This is a genomic window from Candidatus Njordibacter sp. Uisw_002 (assembly GCF_047730155.1).
Lineage (GTDB): Bacteria > Pseudomonadota > Gammaproteobacteria > Pseudomonadales > Balneatricaceae > Njordibacter.
In genome coordinates this window covers 1,263,076-1,285,070 of the sequence record NZ_CP159832.1, presented here as the reverse complement: position 1 = coordinate 1,285,070, position 21,995 = coordinate 1,263,076, and the positions used below count along the sequence as shown (strand labels likewise).

Genomic DNA, 21,995 nt, shown 5'->3' with positions numbered 1-21,995 from the left:
GTATTCTTACTGCCTGTCCGCATTTAATAAGACTTACTTGAATTCGCTAGACACCGCGATGTTAGCCTAAAGGATTTTTATGACTCAAACTCTTCCTCTTATTCCGTTACGCGATGTTGTGGTTTATCCACATATGGTGATTCCTCTTTTTGTAGGACGTCAAAATTCTATTGATGCGTTAGAGCATGCCATGGCAACTGATAAGGCCATTGTTGTTGTGGCCCAAAAAAGTGCTGCAGTTGATGATCCGCAAATTTCAGATTTGTTTGAAATAGGGACTTCTGCACGCATTTTACAGCTTCTTAAGCTTCCAGATGGCACGGTTAAAGTATTAGTAGAAGGAGAGCAGCGAGTAGTGATAGAGGAAGTTGTCAGCACTGCAGGCTTCTTTACTGCCCAAGTTAACACCATTGATGACGCCCAACCTCCAGAAGGTGAACGTAAGGCCTTAACCCACACATTAATGTCTCAATTTGAGCAGTATGTGAAGTTGAGTAAAAAAATATCCAATGACGTCATGTCCTCCATTACAAATATCGAAGATCCCAGCCAACTAGCTGACACCATTGCTTCTCAAATGAACTTGAAATTAGAAGAGAAACAAGCTTTATTGGAAATGGGAGACCTTACACAACGTCTTGAACATCTAATGGGGCAAATGGAAGGTGAGATTGATCTTGTTAAAGTAGAGAAACGTATTCGTGGCCGAGTTAAGAAACAGATGGAAAAGAGCCAGCGTGAATATTATTTAAATGAGCAAATAAAAGCAATCAATAAAGAACTTGGAGATATTGATGATGCCGCTCCAAACGATTTAGATGAACTACAAAGTAAAATTAATGCAGCCGGAATGCCGGATGAAGCTAAGGAGAAAACGCAATCTGAGCTAGGTAAGCTTAAGATGATGCCTCCAATGTCTGCTGAAGCCACAGTGGTGCGTAGCTATATTGATTGGATGGTTACTATCCCGTGGAAGAAAAAAAGCCGTCTCAGGCATGATTTGGCTAAAGCTTCGTTAGTGCTTGAGGCAGATCATTACGGGTTATCCGAAGTAAAGGAGCGCATTCTAGAATATTTAGCCGTGCAGCAACGTGTTAAAAAGATGAAAGGCTCTATCTTGTGTTTAGTAGGGCCTCCAGGGGTGGGTAAAACCTCTTTAGGTAAGTCTATTGCTCGTGCCACAGGACGTCAGTATGTTCGTATGGCATTAGGTGGGGTAAGAGATGAAGCTGAAATTCGTGGGCATCGTCGCACTTACATTGGCTCATTGCCTGGTAAGTTAGTTCAAAAAATGTCCAAGGCAGGGGTGTCAAACCCATTATTTTTATTGGATGAAATTGATAAAATGGGTATGGATAGCCGAGGCGACCCATCATCAGCTTTGCTTGAGGTGCTAGATCCCGAACAAAATAACACTTTTAATGATCATTATTTAGAAGTTGATTACGATTTATCTAATGTCATGTTTGTATGTACTGCTAACTCAATGAACATCCCAGGCCCATTATTAGATCGAATGGAAGTGATTCGTATTCCAGGTTATACAGAAGATGAAAAGCTAAGTATTGCTAAGCGTTACCTATTGACCAAGCAGCTTGCTGCTAATGGATTGTCGCCTACAGAACTGGTACTTACAGACGATGCCATCGTTGATTTAATACGTTATTACACTCGTGAAGCAGGTGTGCGTAGTTTAGAGCGCGAGATTGCAAAGATCTGCCGCAAGGTGGTAAAAGAACATTTGCTGGCAGGCTTTAAAACTGCAAACGATAGCCCAGTTCAGCAAGTTGATGCTAGTAATTTAGAAGTTTACTCTGGTGTGCGCAAATGCAGCTTTGGTCAGGCAGATGCAGACGATCGCATTGGACATGTGAATGGCTTAGCATGGACTTCAGTTGGTGGTGATATTCTTACCATAGAGTCTGCTGTGGTGCCTGGTAAGGGGCGTTTGGTAAAAACAGGATCTCTCGGTGATGTAATGCAAGAGTCTATTCAGGCGGCTTTAACAGTGGTTCGTGGCAGGGCGTCTGGCTTGGGTATAAAAACAGATTTCCATGAGAAGTGTGACATTCATATTCACGTCCCAGAAGGTGCAACACCTAAAGACGGACCAAGTGCGGGAGTAGGGATGTGTACCGCATTAGTTTCAGTTTTAACGGGGATTCCAGTGCGTGCTGATGTAGCTATGACGGGTGAAATTACTTTACGGGGACAAGTGCTGCCTATCGGTGGGTTAAAGGAAAAACTGTTAGCTGCCCATAGAGGTGGTATTAAAACAATTATCATTCCTGAAGAGAATGAAAGGGATTTAAAAGAGATTCCTGAAAATATAAAGGCAGATTTATCTATAAAACCAGTGAAATGGATAGACGAAGTGCTAGACTTAGCATTACAATTCAGCCCAACACCTATTGTATTAGAAGAGAGTGATATTTTGGCTGATAACAGCAAAGATGCCGCACTTACTGATAGTATTAGTACACACTGATTTTATTATCGCACTTTAGGCTGTTGAATTGATTATTTTCAAGGCCCTCTATTGACAAGGCTTTGAACAAGTTGGTATAAATTGTACTTCGGTGGTTTGAGCTGAATAAAGTACAATATAACAAAAAAGATCTGCTTGAGTAGATCGACTATTTTTAATATACACAAAGGGGATTAACGTGAATAAATCTGAACTGATTGAAGCCATTACAGCTGATGCTGATCTTTCAAAAGCAGCAGCAGGCAGAGCATTAGATGCGGTTATTGGAGCCGTTACTGGCGCTCTTAAAGATGGTGAATCCGTTTCATTGGTAGGCTTTGGAACTTTTTCTGTTAAAGCTCGTGCAGCTCGTACAGGACGTAACCCACAAACTGGCGCTGCAATTCAGATTGCTGCTGCCAACGTTCCTAGTTTTAAAGCAGGTAAAGCGCTTAAAGACGCAGTCAACTAGACTAAGTCTGTACTCTATGGGTTATTAGTTTATTGTTATTACCTATTACCCGTAGTTTAGAAAAACGCATTCCTTTGAATGCGTTTTTTGTTTGTAGAACCCTAATAACCTAATATATAGCCAGCAAAGCTGCAGAAGCCAAACATAATGTTACAAAATATCCGTGATAATTCAAAAGGTATAGTGTCCAAAATATTGGTAAGTCTGATTGCCTTTACCTTTGTAATTTGGGGAGCTGAATCTCTCTTTAGCATTTCCTCTGATAATAGTGCGCCAGCACAAGTGAATGGAGAAGAAATTAGCTTGCAAGAGCTACTCCAAACCTCAGAGCTACAACGTCGTCAAATTTTATCCAATAACCCTGACCTTGACCCGGTTACCCTTGATCAGCAAGCTATTCAGACCTCAGCGCTGCAACAGCTCATTGATCAGCGGATATTGTTGCAATATACCCAAAGCAACAACTTAGTGTTATCAGACGCTGCGATTGACCAAATGATCGTGCAGTCAAAAGACTTTCAGGTGGAAGGTGTGTTTGACCGAAACCTCTTTGAATCATTATTGAGAAATTTTGGATTAACTCCAACGACATACCGCCAACAGCTTAAACGTGGAAATATTATAGATCAAACAAGGCTGGCCTTTGCAGGTACTGCGTTTACTTTAGGTAGTAATGCTGATGAAGCTGCACGCCTAGATGGACAAACTCGGAATATAGCGACAATTACTTTACCATTATCTGCACAGATGCAGGCTGTTTCTGTGAATCAAGAAGAAATCGATAGTTATTATGCGATCAATAAGCAACGTTTCATGCAGCCTGAAAGTTTAAACCTTAGTTATGTGACACTAAATAAAAGCGACTTCTATGATCAGGTTAATATTACAGATGAAGACCTTCAAAAAGCTTACCTTGATGCTCAACAATTGACTCTAGAGCAGTCTAATACTGAGGCTGAAGCCTCACATGTATTATTCTTAGTTAATGACGAGCAAACGCAAGATCAAGCAATGGGCTTGGCTCAGGTTGCCTACGATCAATTGAAAAAAGGTGAAGCCTTTGTTGATGTAGCTAAGCAGTATTCACAGGATCAAAGCACTGCCTTAGATGGTGGTTATATTGGCCTACTGGCAAAGGGTGAGTTTGGAGATCTATTTGATGAGGTGTTATTTGATCTCCAGCCAGGCTCTTATAGCGCTCCTGTAGCAACAGAATTTGGTGTGCAAATTTTATATGCCCATGCTCAAGACACTGCAGATTTGCCAACTTTTGAAGATCAAAAGGAAGCGCTTAGCCTATCTCTTAAGCAATTAGGTGCCGAAAGTTTATTTGTTGGTGCGAGTGAAGAAATGGCTGACATTGCCTTCTCATCACCAGATCTATTTGAAGTTGCTCAAATATTAGGCCTTACTGTGCAAGAGAGTGATTTTTTTGGGCGCGAAGGTGGTGAAGATGTTGCGAGTTACGATAGGGTAGTGACGGCTGCATTTAGTGATGAAGTTCTGTTACAGGGTAATAACTCAAGTGTTCTGGAGTTGGCATCAGATAAATTAATCGTCATTCGGCTTAAGCAATATAATGAAGCTTCTCAGCAACCCATTGCCGATGTAATAGATACTATTACTCAGCAAATAGTTTCACAAAAAGCTTCTGAAATGTTGGATAAGAAAGCTAATGCTTATGTTGATAAATTGAAAAGTGGTACAGGCATGGCCTCAGTATCATCATCTGAAATGCTCAATCTAGAGCAGTTTGATGATATATCTCGAAGTGCTACTGTTGTGAATCGTTTAATTGTGCAATCTGCATTTCGACTACCTAGTCCAGTCTCTGAAGCAAGCTATGGCACTGTGCAAAATTACAATGGTGACGTGACTATTATACAGTTGCAAAGTGTTACAGATGCAAAGCCAGAAGAGCAAACTCCACAGCAACGTTCAGCTTTGGTTGATGCCCTGACTCGCTTGCAAGGTCAAAGTGACGTCAGCTTACTTGAAAACTCTTTGAGCGCTAAAGCAATTATTGAAACGTTTTAATGCATTAACTGATTAAGTTAATTACAAAAAAGGCAGCCTAGGCTGCCTTTTTAGATTTTAAATCTTTTTTACATATCTTTTACAGCGTAAATGCCTTCAACATTGCGAAAGTAACCTTGGTAGTCCATTCCAAAACCATAAACAAAGCGGTCTTCTACGTCTAAACCTATAAAGTCTGGTACATATTCAACTTTACGATCATGAACTTTGTTGAGTAGGGCTGCAGCATATACTTTCTTGGCGCCAGCTTCTTTTAAGTATTCACAAATAGCAGCTAAAGTGTGTCCTTCGTCATAAATGTCATCTACTACAAGTACCGTACGACCACTGATGTCTGTGCTGGGGCGAGCTAACCATGACAAGTTAGTTCCAACCGTTTTTTTGCCGTAACGGGTGGCATGTAAATAATCTGTTTCTAAAGGAAACTGTAGTTTTAGTAACAGTTGTGCCATAGGGATCATGCCGCCATTAAGTACGCAAAGTACTAACGGCATTTCTTTTGACAAGGTTGTCGTGATTTCTGCTGCCATTGTTTCAATACCAGCGGCGATTTCTTCTCCGCTGACTAATAAGTCGGCTTGTGCGTGAACAGATACGGCTTGCGCGTATGTAATGGTCATATTAGTACCTTGCAAAATTTATATATTATAACTCAAATAACAGTTTTTTAAAAAATTGATTTTAGACTAAAAGATGGGAGGTCACAGTGGCAGAAGATAGGGTAGAATAGATCATCATTAAGCCCACGCAGTTCGCACATGTTATGAATACAGATATTAATCACATCATTGTAAATGGTGCTCAGATTGCTTTTAATAAGATGCGCAGAGCTCAGTCATTTAATGCTCGTTTGTACTATTATGCTGAAATTGGGGTTTATCTAGAAGTTTCTTTATCTCATGGCGCAGGTATAACGCCTGCAAGTAATGAGCAAATTAATGAGATTTATAAACAAGCAACGCATTTTCACATGAATGAAAATAAACGTTTAAGGCAAGTTGGCTAGTTCGCTATGCAAACAGAAGATACTCCAGTATTTGATATTGATGAATATTTAAAACAGCTACCAAACCGTCCAGGTGTCTATCGTATGTTCGATAGTGAAGGTGAGGTGGTTTACGTAGGCAAGGCTGTAAATCTTAAAAATAGAGTAACAAGTTACTTTAGGGGTAAGAGCCACAATACCAAGACCCAGGTGATGGTCTCTAAAATAGTCTCGATTGAAGTAACTCTGACTCACAGCGAAAGTGAAGCGTTGTTATTAGAAAATACGCTAATCAAACGTTTGAAGCCGCCCTATAACATATCCCTTAGAGATGACAAATCTTACCCCTACGTTTATATCTCCGATCAACACGATTATCCAGCAATGCAATATGTTCGCGGTGGTAAAAACCGCAAAGGGCGTTATTTTGGGCCTTATACAAGTGCTGGCGCTGTAAGAGAAAGCCTCAACTTGATGCAGCGTATTTTTCGTATTCGCCAATGTGAAGATGCATTTTTTGCCAATCGTCAGCGCCCTTGCCTTCAGTTCCAAATCGGTCGATGCAGTGGGCCTTGTACAGGTGAAATAAGTAAAGAAGATTATGCAGCGGACCTGCGCCACGCCACCTTATATCTAGAAGGTAAAAACCAACTTTTATTAGATGAAGTCAGCGATCAAATGAATGTTGCAGCACAAAATCTTAAATTTGAGTCTGCAGCAGCACTTAGAAATCAACTAGGCTTTTTACGACAGGTGCAAGAGCAGCAGCATGTGGTTTCTAAACGTGGCAACTTAGACATATTTGCAGTGGCTAGCTCGCAATCTGGATTATGCATTCATCAACTTATGGTGCGCTCAGGGCGAGTGATTGGTAGTAAGAATTTCTATCCTAAAATGGGTTTAGAAGAAACAAAGCCTGCAATACTCACGGCTTTTTTAGGACAATATTATCTTTCAGGTCAGTATCGTGATGTTCCAGATGAAGTGCTTGTCAGTGACGCTCAAGAGGAACAGCAAGTAATAGCGCTAACTATAGCTGGGCGGACAGAGCATGGGTTTAAGATCATAAGCAATGTAAGGGGGCCTCGGGCTCAGTGGCTAAGGTTAGCTCAAACTAATGCAGATCAAGCTTTACTAAGCTATGTGGCTAATAAACAAACGCAAGTGTCTCGCTTTTTAGCTTTACAAGAAGCGTTAGATTTACCTCAAATGCCTGAACGCTTAGAGTGTTTTGATATCAGCCACTCTAGCGGTGAGGCCACAGTGGCCTCTTGCGTTGTTTTTGATCAAGGTGGTCCTAAAAAGTCTGATTATAGAACCTTTAATATTGAAGGCATCACACCAGGTGACGACTACGCCGCTATGTCACAAGCTATCACCAGACGCTATACACGATTGAAAGAGAATCAAGGCATTATGCCAGATTTGCTTATTGTTGATGGTGGTAAAGGGCAAATAACGCAGGCTATTCAAGTGTTATCTGAGCTACAACTACAAGATCTCTATGTGTTAGGTGTTGCAAAAGGGGACACTCGAAAAGCTGGATTTGAGCGTTTGTTTAATGGCTGGACTGGAGAGGAAATTGCCTTACCCGACGACTCTTCTGCATTGCATTTGTTGCAGCACATTAGAGATGAGAGTCATCGATTTGCTATTACAGGCCATCGTGCGCGTCGAAATAAGAAGCGGACACGATCCAACCTTCAACAAATAGATGGTGTTGGTCCCAAACGACGGCAATCCTTGTTAAGCCATTTTGGTGGTATGCAGGATTTAACTAAAGCCAGTATTGATGAATTAGCAAAAGTTAAAGGAATTAGTCTTGATATGGCAGATACCATCTATCGTTCTTTACGCGGTGAAGATGGATAGGCTAAAATGTCATGATACACATTTACTTTTAAATATACTAAGCGGTTGATTATGTTAAACATTCCTAATTTGGTAACCTTGTTTCGTTTGGCATTGATCCCTTTTATTTTAGTGGCCTATTATTGGCCCTCTGAAAGTCGTTTTGTATGGGCTGCAGGGCTATTTGCTCTTGTTGCTGCGACAGATTGGCTGGATGGTTATTTGGCTAGAAAGCTTAATCAAGCTACTCCCTTTGGTGCATTCTTAGATCCAGTTGCAGATAAAATAACTGTAGCTGTGGCTTTAGTGGTATTGGTAGAAGCCTACTCAGAGCTGTGGTTAACTGTCCCCGCCATTATCATAATCAGTAGAGAGATAGTCATTTCTGCTTTGCGTGAATGGATGGCTGAAACAGGTAAAAGAGCCAATATAGCAGTGTCTTATATTGGTAAAGTTAAAACAACAATGCAAATGGGGTCTATTGTGTTTCTCCTAGCAACGCCCCCAGGGACTGCGATTGCTACCGTTGGGTTAGTGATGTTGTATGCTGCTGCGGCATTAACGATATGGTCTATGATGTTGTATTTATCAGCCGCATGGTCTCAGCTTAAAAAGGGGGCCTAGTAGCATGGCAAAACCTATTCCAATTACCGTAATGTTAGTTGATGACCATGAAATTGTCCGATTTGGTTTTAGGCGGCTTATTGAAACAACTAAAGATATTAAGGTCGTGGCTGAGGCTTGCAGTGGTGAAGAAGCCTTTATATTGGTACCAGAATATGAGCCAGATATAATTATCATGGATATCAATATGCCTGGTATCGGAGGCTTAGAAGCTATTATTCGTTTATGTAAGCGTGAATCTAAGCGTAAAGTGATCGCCTTAACCATGCATGAAACAGAGCCTTTTCCTACACGTGTTTTAGCTGCGGGCGCCAAGGGTTATTTAAGCAAGCGTTGCGCACCCCAGGAGCTTATCGTTGCCATTAGGCGTGTATTTAATGGTGGTGAATTTATTACGACTCAAGTTGCTCGTGAAATGAGTAAAACGCCTGGGGCTCAAGAGTCTGCAATTGAGTTGTTAAGCGCAAGAGAATTCCAGGTTTTTTCAATGTTTGCGGAAGGGCGTACAGCTATGGAAATAGGTGAAAAAATGAACCTAAACCACAAAACCATTCACAGTCACCGCTCCAATGTAATGAAAAAGCTTAAGCTAAAAACGACTGCTAATCTTGTTCAGTTTGCTATGCTTCAGGGAATTATCCCAAGTTAATTGTTAACCTTTGGCTACTACTTTTTCATTCACTGGTCTGCGGCTGACTACAATACCAAATAAAATGGCAAGTAAAGCTACCATGTCGTGCCACAATATTAATTCTCCCAACACTAGTGCACCTATAAAGTAGGCAACCACTGGTATGAGGTAATTGATATTAGATAAGAATGTCGGGCCAGCACGTTGAATGAGTGCAAATAAAATGATGGCGGCTACGCCTGTAGGGAAAACACCCAGCCATACAATGGTGAATACAGCTGATGTGGAGACAAATTTCCAATCAATATAAAATGCCGAAGGCCAGATACCTAGGCTTATGACTGCTGCACAAATCGTCACTCCAGTGCTCACTACGGCTGAACTATAAGTAGGAAGGCGTCTGGCTATAATGCTGTTGGTGGCATAAAGAATGGCTGCTGTTAATATTAGTAAGCAGCCAATTAAACTGTTTTGGGATCCTAGTATGGTAGGCCCCAAGATCAGTATGACGCCTCCAATACCAAAGACAAAGCCCAATAACTTATTTCGATTTAGATTTTCATCTGCAATGAAAAAATGTGCCAAAATCAATGTCATTAGTGGCATTATCGCCATTAATAATCCAGCCATCCCTGAAGTGACATAAACTTGACCCTTTGCGATAAGCCAATAGGGTAGGACACTGCCTACAAGTCCTAGAAGCATGAAGTGAGCCCAAGCAATGGGCTTAGAAGGAAGGCGCTTACCTCGAGCTAACATGAAGATTATCAATACCAGGGCGCCAATAGACAGTCTAAGTACGACTACTTGATCAGGTGTAAATGTTCGCAAGCTTATCTTGATCGCTAAAAAGGACGTTCCCCATAAAGCTACCAAAGAAAACAATAATACCCAATTAATTAGTTGCTCTCGGTTCAATGACATTAATCAATCTTCTCTTTGTCAGCTAAAGGCAGGTCTTTAACTGTTTTAAGGTAGCCAAGTAACTGCTTTCGGGTGTTGTCCTCTAGCATGATTTCTGCCACTTTTTCTGCAGTAGCTTCGTCAATCCCGGCATTTTCAACCAAGTCAGCAATGAAGTAAAGGACATCCGTGCGGTTGTCTAAATCCTTTGCTAATTTAATGTCCATGAATTCTCCGATAATTGTGCCTGCTTTACTGACGACTTGATGTACTGTGCGAATTGTCATTGGTTGTCCATAATTTGAGCTACTGTATGTGCGTACAGTATAGGGTTGTGGTGTCGGAATAACTAGTATTTATTTACTTGGCATTACAAAAGGCAACTCGAATGATATAATTTAACATAATATACATTATGCGAAGTTAAATATAGCTAATAAATAGAGCTATCGGTATACTAAACCCACTTATTCTCGTTACTATTAAAGAAATTATTTTGGCTAAAATCAGTTCAAGCATTGCTTCGCACATCCCTTGCCCGGTGTCGGAGCGACTCAAACAAGCACGAATGCAACGTAAGTTTTCGCAGCGCGGTTTAGGTATAGCAGCGGGTATTGATGAAGCCTCAGCTAGTGCTCGCATGAACCAGTATGAACGTGGCAAGCATGTGCCAGATTATAAAATGTTATGCAGTTTGGCGGGTGTATTACGGGTACCGATACCATACTTCTATGCAAATGATGACGATGCTAAACTATTACTCAATCTGGCATTGCTTTCTAATGAACAGCAAGAATTGATTCGTGAGCTTGTAAAGCGACTTAATTTTAACCTATAAAGTGGCTGGCTTTTTAAAGATTAATTAACGCTATAGCGGTGTATATATTGACCATTTTTTAAGGTAAATAATACTTCTAAACCAGCATGGCGTATGGGCGCAAAGTCTTGAGTCGCACAAAGGTTTTGCTCAGATACATACGATTCGTGATCGCTTCCATCTGTTAATATATGGTAGAAAGGTTGTTTTTTATCGATAGGAGGCTGGCCCAAGCTTGCCATGGTTTTACAGGCTTCTTGATACCATTTTTCATCGAGTGAGTACTCAAAATCAATATCAAATATCACGCCGCGAAAACCAAAGTGTTTGTGCGCTACTACTTGGCCTATATTAAACTGCGCGTGGGAAGTCTGCATTAAACTACTTACTCATTTCAAGTGAACAAATTTAATTATACGCTTTTTCATTAGACTCTACCAAGTAGGTTTAACTTATTTGGTGATCTATTAGGGTTTTGTTTGTAATGATAAGTTGTATTATTGACTCTTTTTTACATTTTTTTTAAGAAATATCCTAGCTTCTTCAGCTAGTTAGACTACAATAATGATTATTGTTTAAATCAGGAGCATATCGATGCAAGACCAAATTCAATTTTCAAGCGATTCAAGAGAATCTGCGTTAGCTACAAACAAGGTATTACGCAATACCTATGCCCTACTCTCTATGACGCTTATATTCAGTGCAGTGACCGCAATGATGGCTATTTCTAGCAACGCTGCCCCGGTCAATTTCATTGTGCAAATAGTCGTTTTATTTGGTACATTATTTGCCCTTCACAAATTTAAAAATTCAGTTTGGTCTATTCCACTGGTATTCTTTTTTACTGGATTTTTAGGTTACACAGCAGGCCCTATCGTTAACTTCTATTTAGGGATGGCAAACGGCGGTGACATTGTCACTACAGCTTTGGCTATGACAGGCATAACCTTCTTAGGTTTGTCAGCGTACGCTGTTTCAACCCGAAAAGACTTCAGCTTTATGAGTGGTTTTTTGATGATGGGTTTGATCGTTGTGATTGTTGCATCATTGGCAAATATCTTCTTTGCAATTCCTGCGTTATCTCTCGCTATAAGTGCTGTGGGCGTATTAGTATTTTCAGGCTTTATTTTGTATGATACTAGCCGCATGGTAAATGGTGGCGAAACTAATTACGTCATGATGACTGTGAGCTTGTATCTTAACATCTACAACTTATTTTTGATGTTGTTGCACCTTACAGGTGCTCTAAGTGGCGACGATTGATTTCAATAAATACGTCACTAATTAACGGAGCCCCGCCTTTTGGCGGGGTTTTTGTATATGTCTGATTTGATTAAGCCCCCTGCCTTACATAGTCCACATCCGTCGTTAACCTATACGGTTATAGTACGCTGCGGTCCTCATCAACAAGGACAGTCACTGTCAGCCTTTGAATTTACTAAGGAGCTTTTGGTGCAAGGACATCAGGTGCTTAGAGTCTTTTTTTACCAACAAGGCGTGCATCTGTCTTCAAGTCTAAGAGTAATGCCACAAGATGAGCTCGATCTAACTGCGCTTTGGCAGCAGTTAAGCTTAGATTATGATTTAGAGCTTGGTGTGTGCATTGCTGTAGCCTTGCAGTCTGGTATTGTTGACCAACAAGAGTGTCGCCGTTACGAGCTTAGTGCCGTTAATCTGGCTCCCCAGTTTACATTAATGGGCCTTGGGCAGCTTGCGTCAGCTAGTGTTGAATCGGATCGCTTAGTGAGCTTTGGAGGGTAATCTATGTCATGCTTAATGATTCTTAGCTGCGCACCATATGGGTCTCGAAGCGCTAAGGAATCCTTAGATGTTGCTTTAGTTTTAGCTGCTTTTGAACAACAACCTGCTATTTTGTTTCTTAATGAAGGTGTGTTGCAGCTTCTTCCTGCTAGCAAGTGCCCTGCTACCCACAAGCATATTGGTAAAATTATTAGTGCCTTAGAGATGTATGATATTAACGAGCTGTGGATAGAACAAGAGTCATTGGATCAGTTTGGTTTAACAAAAGAAGACTTAAGCCAGCCTGTAAATGTGATTTCTCGTGCGAAGGTTTCAGAACTTTGCAGTCAGTATGATCAGCACATGGTGTTTTAATTATGGCTATACTTCATATTATCGCTAAACACATGGGACAAGACGCGTTAAGCATCTTAGTAGAGCGAGGTAGTCAAAATGATGCCTACATATTTATAGATGATGGTGTATATGTCCTACTTAGCCAAAGGTTTAAAGCTTTGAATGCCTCAATAATAAAGGAAGATAGGCGCGTGTACGTGATGGCTAAACATGCCATTGAGCGTGGAATACCACAAAATAACTTTAGCGAAGTCACACTAATTAATATGGCTGATATGGTGCGTTTAACTTCAAGCTATTCGTCTTCTATAAGTTGGTAATATGCACTTACAAACAGATAAAGATGGCTATTTAAAGAATTTAAATGACTGGAACCCAGAAGTCGCTAAATGGTTGGCATCAAGTGTCGATGTGACCTTGGAAACTGAGCATTGGGAGGTGATTAATGCGCTTCGGGTATTTTATGCTGACACAGGTGTATCCCCAGCCATGCGTATATTGGTGAAAATTGTTAAGAAAAATATAAGTGAGAACAAGGGTAACAGTATTCATTTGTTAACCTTATTTCCAGGTAGCCCAGCAAAACTGGCTGCCAAAATTGCAGGCCTACCTAGGCCCACAAACTGCCTTTAAAGCCTTTACTAGGCTTTTGCTGAGAGTACTTTAATACCGCCCATGTAAGGTACAAGTACCTCTGGCACTATGATACTGCCGTCTACCTGTTGGTAGTTTTCTAAGATCGCAAGTAATGTGCGCCCTACTGCCAAACCCGAACCATTCAGGGTATGCAACAATTCGGGCTTTCCTGTTTCTGGGTTACGCCACCTTGCTTGCATCCGTCGTGCTTGGAAATCACCCATGTTAGAGCACGAAGAAATTTCGCGATATTTGTCTTGGCCAGGTAACCAAACTTCAAGGTCGTACGTTTTAGTTGCCGAAAATCCTAAATCACCACCACACAGAATCACTTTGCGGTAGGCTAAACCCAAACCAACCAATATAGATTCAGCATGGCCTGTAAGCTCTTCTAGAGCTGCTGTTGAGTGAGCAGGTTCAACCATTTGTACCATTTCAACTTTTTCAAACTGATGCTGGCGCACTAAGCCTCTTGTGTCTCTACCGTGGCTGCCCGCTTCGCTTCGAAAGCAGGGAGTGTGGCATGTAAAGCGCAAAGGTAACTTGCTTGCATCTACTATTTCATCACGCACAAGGTTAGTTACGGGAACCTCAGCGGTAGGAATAAGATACAAATCTCGCTCGCCTGGCACTTTAAATAAATCTTCTTCAAACTTAGGTAATTGACCAGTTCCACGTAATGATTCGGCATTGACTAAGTAAGGTACATAAACTTCTTCATAGCCATGATCATGAATATGAGTATTTAACATATATTGAATAAGGGCTCGGTGCATCCGTGCCAATTGTCCCTTAAGCACCATAAAACGTGCACCAGTAATCTTAATAGCTGCGCCAAAATCCAAACCTTCAAGTGCTTCAGCTAAATCAACGTGATCCTTTATTGGAAAATCAAACTGAGGCTTATCGCCCCAAACCAATACCTCTTGATTATCATCTTCAGTAGTACCTAAAGGTACACTTTCATGAGGAATATTGGGTATAGTCATAAGCATAGCGCTTAAGTCATCTTGCACATGTTTTAGCTGTATTTTTTTAGCATCAAGTTGGGTTCCAAATGAGCTCACTTGGGCCATAATCTCTGTGGTGTCTTGACCCTGAGCTTTAAGTTTACCTATTTCTTTAGATTTTGAATTACGCTCGCTTTGTAAGTTTTCAGTATCAATCTGTAACTTTTTACGAGACTCCTCCATGTTATTTAACTTGTCTACATCAAGCTCAAAGCCTTTCTTTAACAGCTGTTTAGCCACTTCTTGCGGCGTATTGCGAACCAATTTTTGGTCTAACATGGAGTATTCCTACGGTAAAACGATAGTGAGTATAGGGTAAATTATATTTTTATAGCAAACGGCCAAAATACAAGCCAACAGTCACACCTATTAAACTGATACAGACATTTGCGAAAATGTTACCTAGCGCCATGAGCCATTCGCCTTGCTCTATAAGGCGAATGGAATCTAATGAAAAGGTAGAAAAAGTAGTGAACGCACCTAACAAGCCAATGATTAAAAATGGCCGTGAGGCAGGAGGCAATATGCCCTTCTCTTCGATAAGCACATAAGCTAAACCTATCAGTAATGAGCCGACAGAGTTGGTCAGCAGTATCGCCAACGGGAAACGTCCACTGTAGATACCTGATAACCAGTGCTGAAGTCCAAAGCGGCCTATGGCGCCAAAAGCACCTCCACAGGCGATAGCAACTAACTGACCGACGATTAGATTCTCCCCTACGATTTATATGGCGCTATTATAGCTTACATAAGTGGCTATTTATAACGCTGTTGATCACTATTTTGGTTCAGCTGAGCTAGTTTCTCTAACTTTTCAGATATTTTGCCTTCAATACCTCGATCACTTGGATAGTAAAGAACATGTTCAGCTAGCTCTTGTGGCATGTAACTTTCCCCAGCTGCAAACGCCATTGGCTCTGAGTGAGCATATCGATAGTCTGCTCCATGACCCATGGATTGAGCTAAATTGGTTGGAGCATTACGCAGGTGATTAGGTACATCATAATCTGGCTGTTCCCTTGCAAGTTGCATAGCAGCTTTAAAGGCGAGATCAACTGCGTTGCTCTTAGCTGCACAAGCACAGTAAACAGCGGCATGTGCAATGGCGCGGTTACCTTCAGCTGGCCCTATTCGTTCAAATACCTGCCAAGCATTTACAGCAACCTGCAAGGCCCTTGGATCGGCATTACCAATGTCTTCAGAAGCAATGGCTAGCAGACGTCTGGCAATATATAACGGATCGCATCCTGCATCTAACATTCGAGCCAGCCAATATAATGCCCCACTTGGATCAGAACCACGCACAGATTTATGAAACGCTGAAATCTGATCGTAAAAGATGTCTCCACCTTTATCAAAGCGTTTTGGGCTAGTCTGTAGTACCTGCTCTAGAACGCTATTGTTTATAATTAACCTGTCATCTTGTATTTCTGCAATGTCCGTAGCTATTTCTAATAAATTTAATAATCGCCTTGCATCACCATTGGCTGCCTGCAGTAAAAGCTTGCGCTGTGGAGATTGAATATCAATGTTGAGCTTGCCTAAACCTCGATCACAGTCAGTAACCGCTTGCTCTAGCAACCCACCTAATTCACCTTCTGATAAAGACTTTAGGATATACACTCTAGAGCGTGACATTAAAGCGTTATTAAGCTCAAACGCTGGATTTTCTGTAGTGGCACCTACAAAAATAAAGGTACCATCTTCAATAAATGGTAAAAATGCATCTTGTTGAGACTTATTAAATCGATGTACTTCATCGACAAATAAGACGCTGTCTCGACCAGATTGAGCACGTACTTGCTGCGCTTCAAAAACTGCGGATCTAATGTCCTTAACGCCAGACATCACAGCTGATAAGGTCATAAAATGTGCATCACTAGCTTGGCTCATCAATCTAGCTAGTGTGGTTTTACCTACACCAGGTGGACCCCACAAAATCATGCTATGAAGCAAGCCTTGAGTTAATGCTTTATCTAGGCTTTTACCTTCACCTAATAGGTGAGACTGGCCAGCATATTGAGCCAAAGTTTGCGGCCTCATGCGGCTAGCTAATGGCTGGTAACCAGAAGTTTCTTGTGCGAACAAGTCATTTTTCAAAGTTGATCCATCTCCAACACATCGACTCCTATTGGCGCCACAAACTCAAATAAATCGTCTGTTACTTTAGGGTTAAGCACCACATTATTAAATATTAAACTGGTTTTTTGGTACATTGAGTCTTCTAGCTGCATTTCTAATAATTGGTTGTTTTTGAAATTTAATCTAAGTTTTTGATATAAGCTCTCTGGGTCTTTCGGTGTAAGGCTATAAAGTACTAAATCATTATCTGTACGTTTCATCATCACTGTGAATTTTTCGCCTATATTTACTCCATCACCACTAAGTAGTAACGCGGGAGTATTCGTTGTGCGTTGATCTAAAGCTTGCACAGTGACCTGTTCTAAGTCTTTATCATAGACCCAAAGGCGTTTTCCGTTGCTCACGATTAGTTGTGCAAAAGGATCTTGTGTTTGCCACCAAAATCGATTGGGTTGAGCTAAGATCATGTGTCCGTGAGTTTCTTGCAATCGGCTACCACTAGCATCCAATACATATTGCACAAAGTCAGCTTCGATATTGGTTTGATTACCAAGTTGCTTGCTTAGAGATTGTGCAGCAGTCTGTGCAAGACTCAAGTTGCACAGGGTGATGCTCATTATAAATACGGCTAAGCGCATGATGAATCCTTTATATAATTTAATCACGAGGCGCAGGTGGAGCCAAAACTTCTCGGCTACCATTATGTGCCGGTGCAGTAATCACTCCAGCAGCTTCCATCGCTTCTATCATCCGGGCTGCACGATTATAACCAATTTTAAATTTTCGCTGCACAGAGGATATAGACGCCCTTCTAGTTTCTGTAATAAATGCTACAGCTTCATCGTACAAACGGTCTTTATCTTCTTCAAAAGCGCCTTCTGAAGAGGCCAAACCAAATCCGGCTTCTTGATCGTAATTGCCTTCTACAATGGCGTCGATAAATTGTGGAGCGCCCTGCTTTTTCCATGCATCTACTACGCGATGAACTTCATCATCACTTACAAACGCTCCATGCACACGCTCGGGCATGCTTTTACCAGGTGGCAAATACAACATATCACCATGACCTAATAGGCTTTCTGCACCGCCTTGGTCTAGAATAGTTCTAGAATCAATTTTAGAACTCACCTGAAACGCAATGCGAGTGGGCACGTTAGCTTTAATCAGCCCTGTAATAACGTCTACTGAGGGCCGTTGGGTGGCTAGTATAAGGTGTATACCAGCTGCCCTAGCCTTTTGAGCTATTCGAGCAATGAGTTCCTCTACCTTTTTACCGACTACCATAATCATGTCAGCAAACTCATCTACTACAACTACAATATAAGGTAACGGATACAAATATGGACGATCATCGATGTTTTCGCCATTGGCTTCGTCAGGTACCCAGATAGGATCTAAAATAAGATCTCCAGTAGTAACTTTTGTATTGAATCCTGCAAGGTTTCTTACCCCTTGAGAGGCCATCAATCGGTAGCGCCTTTCCATTTCAGCAACACACCAGCGAAGACCACCGGCAGCTTCTTTCATGTCTGTAATTACAGGTGCTAACAAATGTGGAATGCCATCATAAATAGATAATTCCAGCATCTTAGGGTCTACCAACAACATACGCACTTGGTCTGGTGTTGATTTAAGTAATATGCTCATGATCATGGCATTAACACCAACAGACTTGCCAGAACCTGTTGTACCAGCAACCAATAGATGAGGCATTTTTGCTAGGTCAACTACCACAGGTTTGCCAGCTATATCGTTACCTAAAGTGAGCGTTAATGGGCTAGTAGAAGATAAGTATGGCTTACTTCCAATCACTTCACTTATACGTACCATCTCGCGATGCTGGTTGGGAATTTCAATACCTATAACAGATTTCCCAGCAATCACTTCTACAACACGCACGCTCATGACTGCCATTGAACGAGCTAGGTCTTTAGATAGGTTACTTATCTTACTGACCTTAGTACCAGGTGCTGGACGTATTTCAATCCGAGTAATTACTGGTCCAGGGTTTACCTCAACTACCTCTGCAATCACGCCAAAATCCAGTAACTTAGCTTCTAATAACTGGCTTAATTCTGTGAGCTCTTCTTCAGTAACAACTGGGTTAAGGCTAGCTGTTGGTGGGTCCAGTAAGCTTAATGGGGGTAAACTTTTATGTTTGGTCACTTTACCATCTTGCTCAGCTTGTGAAGAGCCAGTGTCTTGTTTATGTGTTTGAGACAAAGGTACTATCTTCACTTCTTTGATTTGCGCAACTTCGCTAACTACAGTTGTGGCTGAGGCTGCAGAAGATAGCGCTGGAGAAGAGGCCCTAATATGAGGTTTAGGATCAGCAACTGGTGTAGTAAAGGCGTCCTGTGCCTGTGTTTTTTGTGTCCTAGTAGTTTTGTTTTTTGTTGTTTGACCATCTAGTGCAGCGGCAACGTCATCTACACTGAAATCATCTAAGTGACTAGTAAAACTTGCACTTTGAGGTGGCGAAGGTGTTTGTGAGCTTTGTGTTGTTAGCAAAGAAGACAAGGTTTCTTGGGACTTCAATGTAGGCTCTTTTGAAGTATTTTCTACACTTTTTTTAGAGAACAAATAAGTTGTAATAGATTGCCACGTTGCTTTTATAGAAGAAGTTATACTCAAGCCCTTTGGTGATTTGGTGCTTGGGCTCACGTAGCTTTCTTTTACTGTTTTTACTTTAATCTCTTGTGTGTTGCTGTGACTAAATAAACTTTGATACAAATATTGATACCAATAAATGCTATGACGACCTAGTGTCTCAGTGATAATTCCCCAGCGTAATTGCCAAAAATGGCTAATCGCAAGGGTTAGTGCAGTCAGTAGAAGAATATTGGTGCCGATCATGCCCAAGGCTTGGTTAAGTGGCAAACCGAATGTTAACCCCAGTAGGCCCCCACTGCTTTGTGGGTAAGTTAGATGTGAGCTGGCAATGTGGATGGAAGCATAGATACATGATGTAATGATTAAAGTACAAAGGGCGAGCATTTTAAACCACACACTATTGCCTATATCTTGTTTAACCCGGTGAGACTGACCAAGAAAACGAGCCACCTCATATTGTATAAGTAAAATAGGGATTAGATAGGCTACTACGCCTAAAGCCCAAAAGCACAAATCTGCTAAAATAGCTCCAAAGGTTCCCCCGGCATTATGAATATTAGCTACACCAAAGGCTTGAGTTGAGGTAGGGTCGCGGGCATCAAAAGTAATCAAAACGACTAATAAATAAATACTAAAAGCCAATAAAGCAAGATGATAGCCACTCCAGCTCAATCGCTGTATCCAATTTGATGTGACATTATTGCTTTGTTTTATTGTTGCGCGTGGATTATTTGTGGCCACTAATGTGTTCCTTGTGAATATGTCTGGTTTGAGCAAACTTTACCTATGATACGCAATCCTGATAGTTCAACCAAGCTTAATTATCTACTAAGGTGGCCGTGACTTAGAGTATATTGCATCTAACGGTAAAAAAGTGACTAGCACCGTTTGCAATAGGGTTTGGGAGTAATATACTTGCCCCAACTGACCTGAAAACTTCATTACATCATAAACCTATGCCTGTATACCAACTAGATGCCAATGAATATTGGTTTCCACCCGTATCTGAAGCGATTGACGACCCCCAAGGTCTGCTGGCCATTGGCGGTGATCTATCCGTGCCAAGGCTATTGCATGCCTATCAATGTGGTATTTTCCCCTGGTTTTCTGAACAAGACCCTATTCTTTGGTGGGCACCTAGCCCTCGTATGGTGGTGGCTCCAGATGAAATTCATGTGTCTAAAAGCATGCTTAAGTTAATCCGCAAAACTCCATTAGTTGTCACTATGGACCAGGCTTTTGAACGTGTAGTGAGTGCTTGTGGTTCGACACCCAGAGGCGATCAATTAAGCCAAGACAGCTGGATTACTCCAGAAATGCAGCACGCATATACGCAATTATATCAAGGTGGATATGCTCATAGTGTTGAAGTTTGGGCTGGAGGCGAATTAGTAGGCGGTTTGTATGGCATTGCTCTTGGACGCTTGTTCTTTGGAGAATCCATGTTTAGTAAAGTAGATAACGCATCTAAAATAGCCTTCATCCATCTTGGGAAAAGATTAGCACAATGGGGATTTGTGTTAATTGACTGCCAAATGCATACACAACACTTGGCAAGCCTTGGTGCTAAAGAGGTCGAAATGGAGGACTTTCAAAACTATTTAGAACAAAATCTAACCTATGGGTTGGATAGCTTGTGGGAGCCAATGGTATAGTCTTGTTTACTGCACTTTCAACTTGGTTAAAGAGTAATTTCTTATCTCATCATCTATAGATATTAATACCTTAGTGTTTCACGCAACACCAGAGCATAACTGTAGCTACTTAGAAAATAGGCAATCTAGGTCAATTTTCTTAAGTCCAGAACAGGCATTAGATGAATCGATCTATATGCAGCTTACTGACATTGGTTTTAGGCGCAGTGGTAAACATATTTACCGACCTTGGTGTGAAGGTTGTGGTGAGTGTAAGTCTGTGAGAGTGCCCCTGAGTAATTATAAAGAGAGTAAAAGTCAAAAGCGTGTGCTAAAGCGAAACAATGATCTGCAGGTTAGTTTTGAGTTGCCTTCTGTTACAGATGAAATATACGCTTTGTATGAGCGTTATATCTGCCAAAGACACAGTGATGGCGATATGTACCCACCCTCAATGGCACAGTTTGAAGATTTTTTATGTGATTCGCCATCGTCTAGTAATACACGGTTTATTTGTTTTAGGTTAGACAAAAAACTATTGGCTGTTGCCGTAGTTGATATGCTGCCTGCAGGAATATCGGCGATTTATACCTTTTTTGATCCTGACTACCATGCCAGAAGCTTGGGGCGTTTAGCTGTGCTTTGGCAGATACGTTGGGGAAAATCTCAAAAAATGAGTTTTGTTTATCTTGGTTACTGGATAAAAGAGTGTCAAAAAATGTCTTATAAAACTGAATATCAACCTTTAGAAGTGTTTGACGGTGTGGATTGGCAAACGCTAGCGCCGCTCTAACCTTATATAGGTCTTTTGCTCGCTTTTTGTACATGATTACTGCATAATATCGCGCAATGTAGAAATGATAAATTTTTGTAATAACCCTTGAGGCTTTAATGGCTAAAGAAGACCAGATTGAAATGGAAGGTACTATTATTGATACCTTACCTAATACTATGTTCCGTGTAGAATTGGAAAATGGCCACGTGGTCATCGCCCATATATCCGGTAAGATGCGTAAGCACTATATCCGTATTTTAACGGGTGACAAAGTTAAAGTAGAGCTTACGCCCTATGACTTAACTAAAGGCCGCATTACCTATCGCGCCCGTTAGTTAACTAGCATTAAAAGCAATAAAAA

Annotated in this window: 24 protein-coding genes and 2 pseudogenes; 16 read left to right on the top strand and 10 right to left on the bottom strand. The window is 41.2% G+C overall.

Annotated elements, in window-relative coordinates; all coding sequences use genetic code 11:
* Positions 1-79: 79 nt before the first annotated feature.
* The 3 genes from lon (at position 80) to ABXT42_RS06090 (ending at position 4,976) form a co-directional block, all read left to right on the top strand.
* A complete protein-coding gene (lon, locus tag ABXT42_RS06100; protein ID WP_443627265.1) occupies positions 80-2,488 on the top strand; it encodes an endopeptidase La in 2,409 nt (802 codons plus the stop codon).
* Between the two features lie 178 nt (positions 2,489-2,666).
* Positions 2,667-2,939 carry an HU family DNA-binding protein gene (locus ABXT42_RS06095; RefSeq protein WP_443627264.1) on the top strand — a complete coding sequence of 91 codons (273 nt, stop codon included), beginning with the start codon at positions 2,667-2,669 and terminating at the stop codon, positions 2,937-2,939.
* Between the two features lie 147 nt (positions 2,940-3,086).
* Positions 3,087-4,976: a SurA N-terminal domain-containing protein gene (locus tag ABXT42_RS06090; protein ID WP_443627263.1), complete on the top strand. Its 1,890-nt coding sequence runs from the start codon at positions 3,087-3,089 to the stop codon at positions 4,974-4,976.
* 68 nt (positions 4,977-5,044) lie between these two features.
* Here ABXT42_RS06090 and ABXT42_RS06085 read toward each other — a convergent pair whose 3' ends face one another.
* The gene (locus ABXT42_RS06085; protein ID WP_443627262.1) at positions 5,045-5,596 is read right to left on the bottom strand and encodes a hypoxanthine-guanine phosphoribosyltransferase; all 552 of its coding nucleotides are present in this window, start codon (positions 5,594-5,596) and stop codon (positions 5,045-5,047) included.
* Between the two features lie 143 nt (positions 5,597-5,739).
* Here ABXT42_RS06085 and ABXT42_RS06080 point away from each other — a divergent pair, with 143 nt between their 5' ends.
* Genes ABXT42_RS06080 through ABXT42_RS06065 form a run of 4 tightly spaced genes read left to right on the top strand, consistent with a single transcriptional unit; the run spans position 5,740 to position 9,085 of the window.
* Positions 5,740-5,982: an excinuclease ABC subunit C gene (locus tag ABXT42_RS06080; RefSeq protein WP_443627261.1), complete on the top strand. Its 243-nt coding sequence runs from the start codon at positions 5,740-5,742 to the stop codon at positions 5,980-5,982.
* 6 nt (positions 5,983-5,988) lie between these two features.
* Positions 5,989-7,833, top strand: a complete 1,845-nt coding sequence (gene uvrC / locus ABXT42_RS06075) for an excinuclease ABC subunit UvrC (protein ID WP_443627260.1) — start codon at positions 5,989-5,991, stop codon at positions 7,831-7,833.
* Positions 7,834-7,884: 51 nt separating this feature from the next.
* Entirely contained in the window at positions 7,885-8,436 is a 552-nt protein-coding gene (gene pgsA / locus ABXT42_RS06070; RefSeq protein ID WP_443627259.1) for a CDP-diacylglycerol--glycerol-3-phosphate 3-phosphatidyltransferase, read from the top strand.
* A gap of 4 nt (positions 8,437-8,440) precedes the next feature.
* Complete coding sequence (locus tag ABXT42_RS06065; protein WP_443627258.1) at positions 8,441-9,085, top strand: response regulator; 645 nt, start codon at positions 8,441-8,443, stop codon at positions 9,083-9,085.
* 3 nt (positions 9,086-9,088) lie between these two features.
* Here ABXT42_RS06065 and ABXT42_RS06060 read toward each other — a convergent pair whose 3' ends face one another.
* Together ABXT42_RS06060 and ABXT42_RS06055 are read right to left on the bottom strand one after the other, a co-directional pair.
* Complete coding sequence (locus tag ABXT42_RS06060) at positions 9,089-9,991, bottom strand: DMT family transporter (protein WP_443627257.1); 903 nt, start codon at positions 9,989-9,991, stop codon at positions 9,089-9,091.
* On the bottom strand, positions 9,991-10,257 hold the full coding sequence (locus ABXT42_RS06055) for a hypothetical protein (protein ID WP_443627256.1): 267 nt from the start codon (positions 10,255-10,257) through the stop codon (positions 9,991-9,993). Before ABXT42_RS06055 ends, ABXT42_RS06060 begins: the two co-directional genes overlap by 1 nt.
* A 209-nt stretch (positions 10,258-10,466) precedes the next feature.
* Here ABXT42_RS06055 and ABXT42_RS06050 point away from each other — a divergent pair, with 209 nt between their 5' ends.
* A complete protein-coding gene (locus ABXT42_RS06050; protein ID WP_443627255.1) occupies positions 10,467-10,808 on the top strand; it encodes a helix-turn-helix domain-containing protein in 342 nt (113 codons plus the stop codon).
* 20 nt (positions 10,809-10,828) lie between these two features.
* On the opposite strand, the gene hspQ is transcribed toward ABXT42_RS06050, so the two are convergent.
* Positions 10,829-11,164, bottom strand: coding sequence for a heat shock protein HspQ (gene hspQ, locus ABXT42_RS06045; protein WP_443627254.1), 336 nt, complete (start codon positions 11,162-11,164; stop codon positions 10,829-10,831).
* A gap of 217 nt (positions 11,165-11,381) precedes the next feature.
* On the opposite strand from hspQ, the gene ABXT42_RS06040 reads away from it, so the two are divergent.
* From ABXT42_RS06040 to ABXT42_RS06020, 5 genes are read left to right on the top strand one after another with little or no spacing between them, the layout of a single operon-like run.
* Complete coding sequence (locus tag ABXT42_RS06040) at positions 11,382-12,050, top strand: Bax inhibitor-1/YccA family protein (protein ID WP_443627253.1); 669 nt, start codon at positions 11,382-11,384, stop codon at positions 12,048-12,050.
* Between the two features lie 57 nt (positions 12,051-12,107).
* Positions 12,108-12,548 (top strand): sulfurtransferase complex subunit TusD, encoded by a 441-nt coding sequence (tusD, locus tag ABXT42_RS06035; protein ID WP_443627252.1) that lies wholly within the window; start codon positions 12,108-12,110, stop codon positions 12,546-12,548.
* A gap of 3 nt (positions 12,549-12,551) precedes the next feature.
* Positions 12,552-12,902, top strand: coding sequence for a sulfurtransferase complex subunit TusC (tusC, locus tag ABXT42_RS06030; RefSeq protein WP_443627251.1), 351 nt, complete (start codon positions 12,552-12,554; stop codon positions 12,900-12,902).
* 2 nt (positions 12,903-12,904) lie between these two features.
* The gene (locus ABXT42_RS06025) at positions 12,905-13,204 is read left to right on the top strand and encodes a DsrH/TusB family sulfur metabolism protein (protein WP_443627250.1); all 300 of its coding nucleotides are present in this window, start codon (positions 12,905-12,907) and stop codon (positions 13,202-13,204) included.
* Between the two features lies 1 nt (position 13,205).
* Positions 13,206-13,517 (top strand): TusE/DsrC/DsvC family sulfur relay protein, encoded by a 312-nt coding sequence (locus tag ABXT42_RS06020; RefSeq protein WP_443627249.1) that lies wholly within the window; start codon positions 13,206-13,208, stop codon positions 13,515-13,517.
* 8 nt (positions 13,518-13,525) lie between these two features.
* Here ABXT42_RS06020 and serS read toward each other — a convergent pair whose 3' ends face one another.
* The 6 genes and pseudogenes from serS to ABXT42_RS05990 all read right to left on the bottom strand — a co-directional run.
* The gene (gene serS / locus ABXT42_RS06015; RefSeq protein ID WP_443627248.1) at positions 13,526-14,809 is read right to left on the bottom strand and encodes a serine--tRNA ligase; all 1,284 of its coding nucleotides are present in this window, start codon (positions 14,807-14,809) and stop codon (positions 13,526-13,528) included.
* Between the two features lie 49 nt (positions 14,810-14,858).
* Complete coding sequence (locus tag ABXT42_RS06010) at positions 14,859-15,215, bottom strand: fluoride efflux transporter FluC (protein WP_443629456.1); 357 nt, start codon at positions 15,213-15,215, stop codon at positions 14,859-14,861.
* A 71-nt stretch (positions 15,216-15,286) separates the two neighbouring features.
* Positions 15,287-16,573, bottom strand: a complete 1,287-nt coding sequence (locus ABXT42_RS06005; protein WP_443629455.1) for a replication-associated recombination protein A — start codon at positions 16,571-16,573, stop codon at positions 15,287-15,289.
* 53 nt (positions 16,574-16,626) lie between these two features.
* The gene (gene lolA / locus ABXT42_RS06000) at positions 16,627-17,250 is read right to left on the bottom strand and encodes an outer membrane lipoprotein chaperone LolA (RefSeq protein WP_443627247.1); all 624 of its coding nucleotides are present in this window, start codon (positions 17,248-17,250) and stop codon (positions 16,627-16,629) included.
* 19 nt (positions 17,251-17,269) lie between these two features.
* A pseudogene (locus ABXT42_RS05995) lies at positions 17,270-18,856 on the bottom strand (DNA translocase FtsK); the annotation flags it as partial.
* Between the two features lie 579 nt (positions 18,857-19,435).
* Positions 19,436-19,966 (bottom strand): annotated as a pseudogene (locus ABXT42_RS05990) (DNA translocase FtsK 4TM domain-containing protein); the annotation flags it as partial.
* Positions 19,967-20,181: 215 nt separating this feature from the next.
* Between ABXT42_RS05990 and aat the strand changes: the two are divergent.
* The 3 genes from aat to infA all read left to right on the top strand — a co-directional run bounded on the left by aat (position 20,182) and on the right by infA (position 21,969).
* A complete protein-coding gene (aat, locus tag ABXT42_RS05985; RefSeq protein ID WP_443627246.1) occupies positions 20,182-20,880 on the top strand; it encodes a leucyl/phenylalanyl-tRNA--protein transferase in 699 nt (232 codons plus the stop codon).
* Between the two features lie 73 nt (positions 20,881-20,953).
* Positions 20,954-21,652 carry an arginyltransferase gene (locus ABXT42_RS05980; protein WP_443627245.1) on the top strand — a complete coding sequence of 233 codons (699 nt, stop codon included), beginning with the start codon at positions 20,954-20,956 and terminating at the stop codon, positions 21,650-21,652.
* A gap of 98 nt (positions 21,653-21,750) precedes the next feature.
* Entirely contained in the window at positions 21,751-21,969 is a 219-nt protein-coding gene (infA, locus tag ABXT42_RS05975; RefSeq protein WP_046481896.1) for a translation initiation factor IF-1, read from the top strand.
* Positions 21,970-21,995 lie beyond the last annotated feature (26 nt).

What these genes read in the sequence shown, in the direction of transcription:
- ABXT42_RS06085 (WP_443627262.1), bottom strand. Translation starts at nt 5,596, where the DNA reads ATGACCATTACATACGCGCAAGCCGTATCTGTTCACGCACAAGCCGAC.
- tusC (WP_443627251.1), top strand. Translation starts at nt 12,552, where the DNA reads ATGTCATGCTTAATGATTCTTAGCTGCGCACCATATGGGTCTCGAAGC.
- ABXT42_RS06025 (WP_443627250.1), top strand. Translation starts at nt 12,905, where the DNA reads ATGGCTATACTTCATATTATCGCTAAACACATGGGACAAGACGCGTTA.
- ABXT42_RS06090 (WP_443627263.1), top strand. Translation starts at nt 3,087, where the DNA reads ATGTTACAAAATATCCGTGATAATTCAAAAGGTATAGTGTCCAAAATA.
- ABXT42_RS06005 (WP_443629455.1), bottom strand. Translation starts at nt 16,573, where the DNA reads ATGAGGCCGCAAACTTTGGCTCAATATGCTGGCCAGTCTCACCTATTA.
- infA (WP_046481896.1), top strand. Translation starts at nt 21,751, where the DNA reads ATGGCTAAAGAAGACCAGATTGAAATGGAAGGTACTATTATTGATACC.
- hspQ (WP_443627254.1), bottom strand. Translation starts at nt 11,164, where the DNA reads ATGCAGACTTCCCACGCGCAGTTTAATATAGGCCAAGTAGTAGCGCAC.
- pgsA (WP_443627259.1), top strand. Translation starts at nt 7,885, where the DNA reads ATGTTAAACATTCCTAATTTGGTAACCTTGTTTCGTTTGGCATTGATC.
- lon (WP_443627265.1), top strand. Translation starts at nt 80, where the DNA reads ATGACTCAAACTCTTCCTCTTATTCCGTTACGCGATGTTGTGGTTTAT.
- ABXT42_RS06020 (WP_443627249.1), top strand. Translation starts at nt 13,206, where the DNA reads ATGCACTTACAAACAGATAAAGATGGCTATTTAAAGAATTTAAATGAC.
- tusD (WP_443627252.1), top strand. Translation starts at nt 12,108, where the DNA reads ATGTCTGATTTGATTAAGCCCCCTGCCTTACATAGTCCACATCCGTCG.
- ABXT42_RS06080 (WP_443627261.1), top strand. Translation starts at nt 5,740, where the DNA reads ATGAATACAGATATTAATCACATCATTGTAAATGGTGCTCAGATTGCT.
- ABXT42_RS06065 (WP_443627258.1), top strand. Translation starts at nt 8,441, where the DNA reads ATGGCAAAACCTATTCCAATTACCGTAATGTTAGTTGATGACCATGAA.
- ABXT42_RS06040 (WP_443627253.1), top strand. Translation starts at nt 11,382, where the DNA reads ATGCAAGACCAAATTCAATTTTCAAGCGATTCAAGAGAATCTGCGTTA.
- aat (WP_443627246.1), top strand. Translation starts at nt 20,182, where the DNA reads ATGCCTGTATACCAACTAGATGCCAATGAATATTGGTTTCCACCCGTA.
- ABXT42_RS06060 (WP_443627257.1), bottom strand. Translation starts at nt 9,991, where the DNA reads ATGTCATTGAACCGAGAGCAACTAATTAATTGGGTATTATTGTTTTCT.
- uvrC (WP_443627260.1), top strand. Translation starts at nt 5,989, where the DNA reads ATGCAAACAGAAGATACTCCAGTATTTGATATTGATGAATATTTAAAA.
- ABXT42_RS06055 (WP_443627256.1), bottom strand. Translation starts at nt 10,257, where the DNA reads ATGACAATTCGCACAGTACATCAAGTCGTCAGTAAAGCAGGCACAATT.
- lolA (WP_443627247.1), bottom strand. Translation starts at nt 17,250, where the DNA reads ATGCGCTTAGCCGTATTTATAATGAGCATCACCCTGTGCAACTTGAGT.
- serS (WP_443627248.1), bottom strand. Translation starts at nt 14,809, where the DNA reads ATGTTAGACCAAAAATTGGTTCGCAATACGCCGCAAGAAGTGGCTAAA.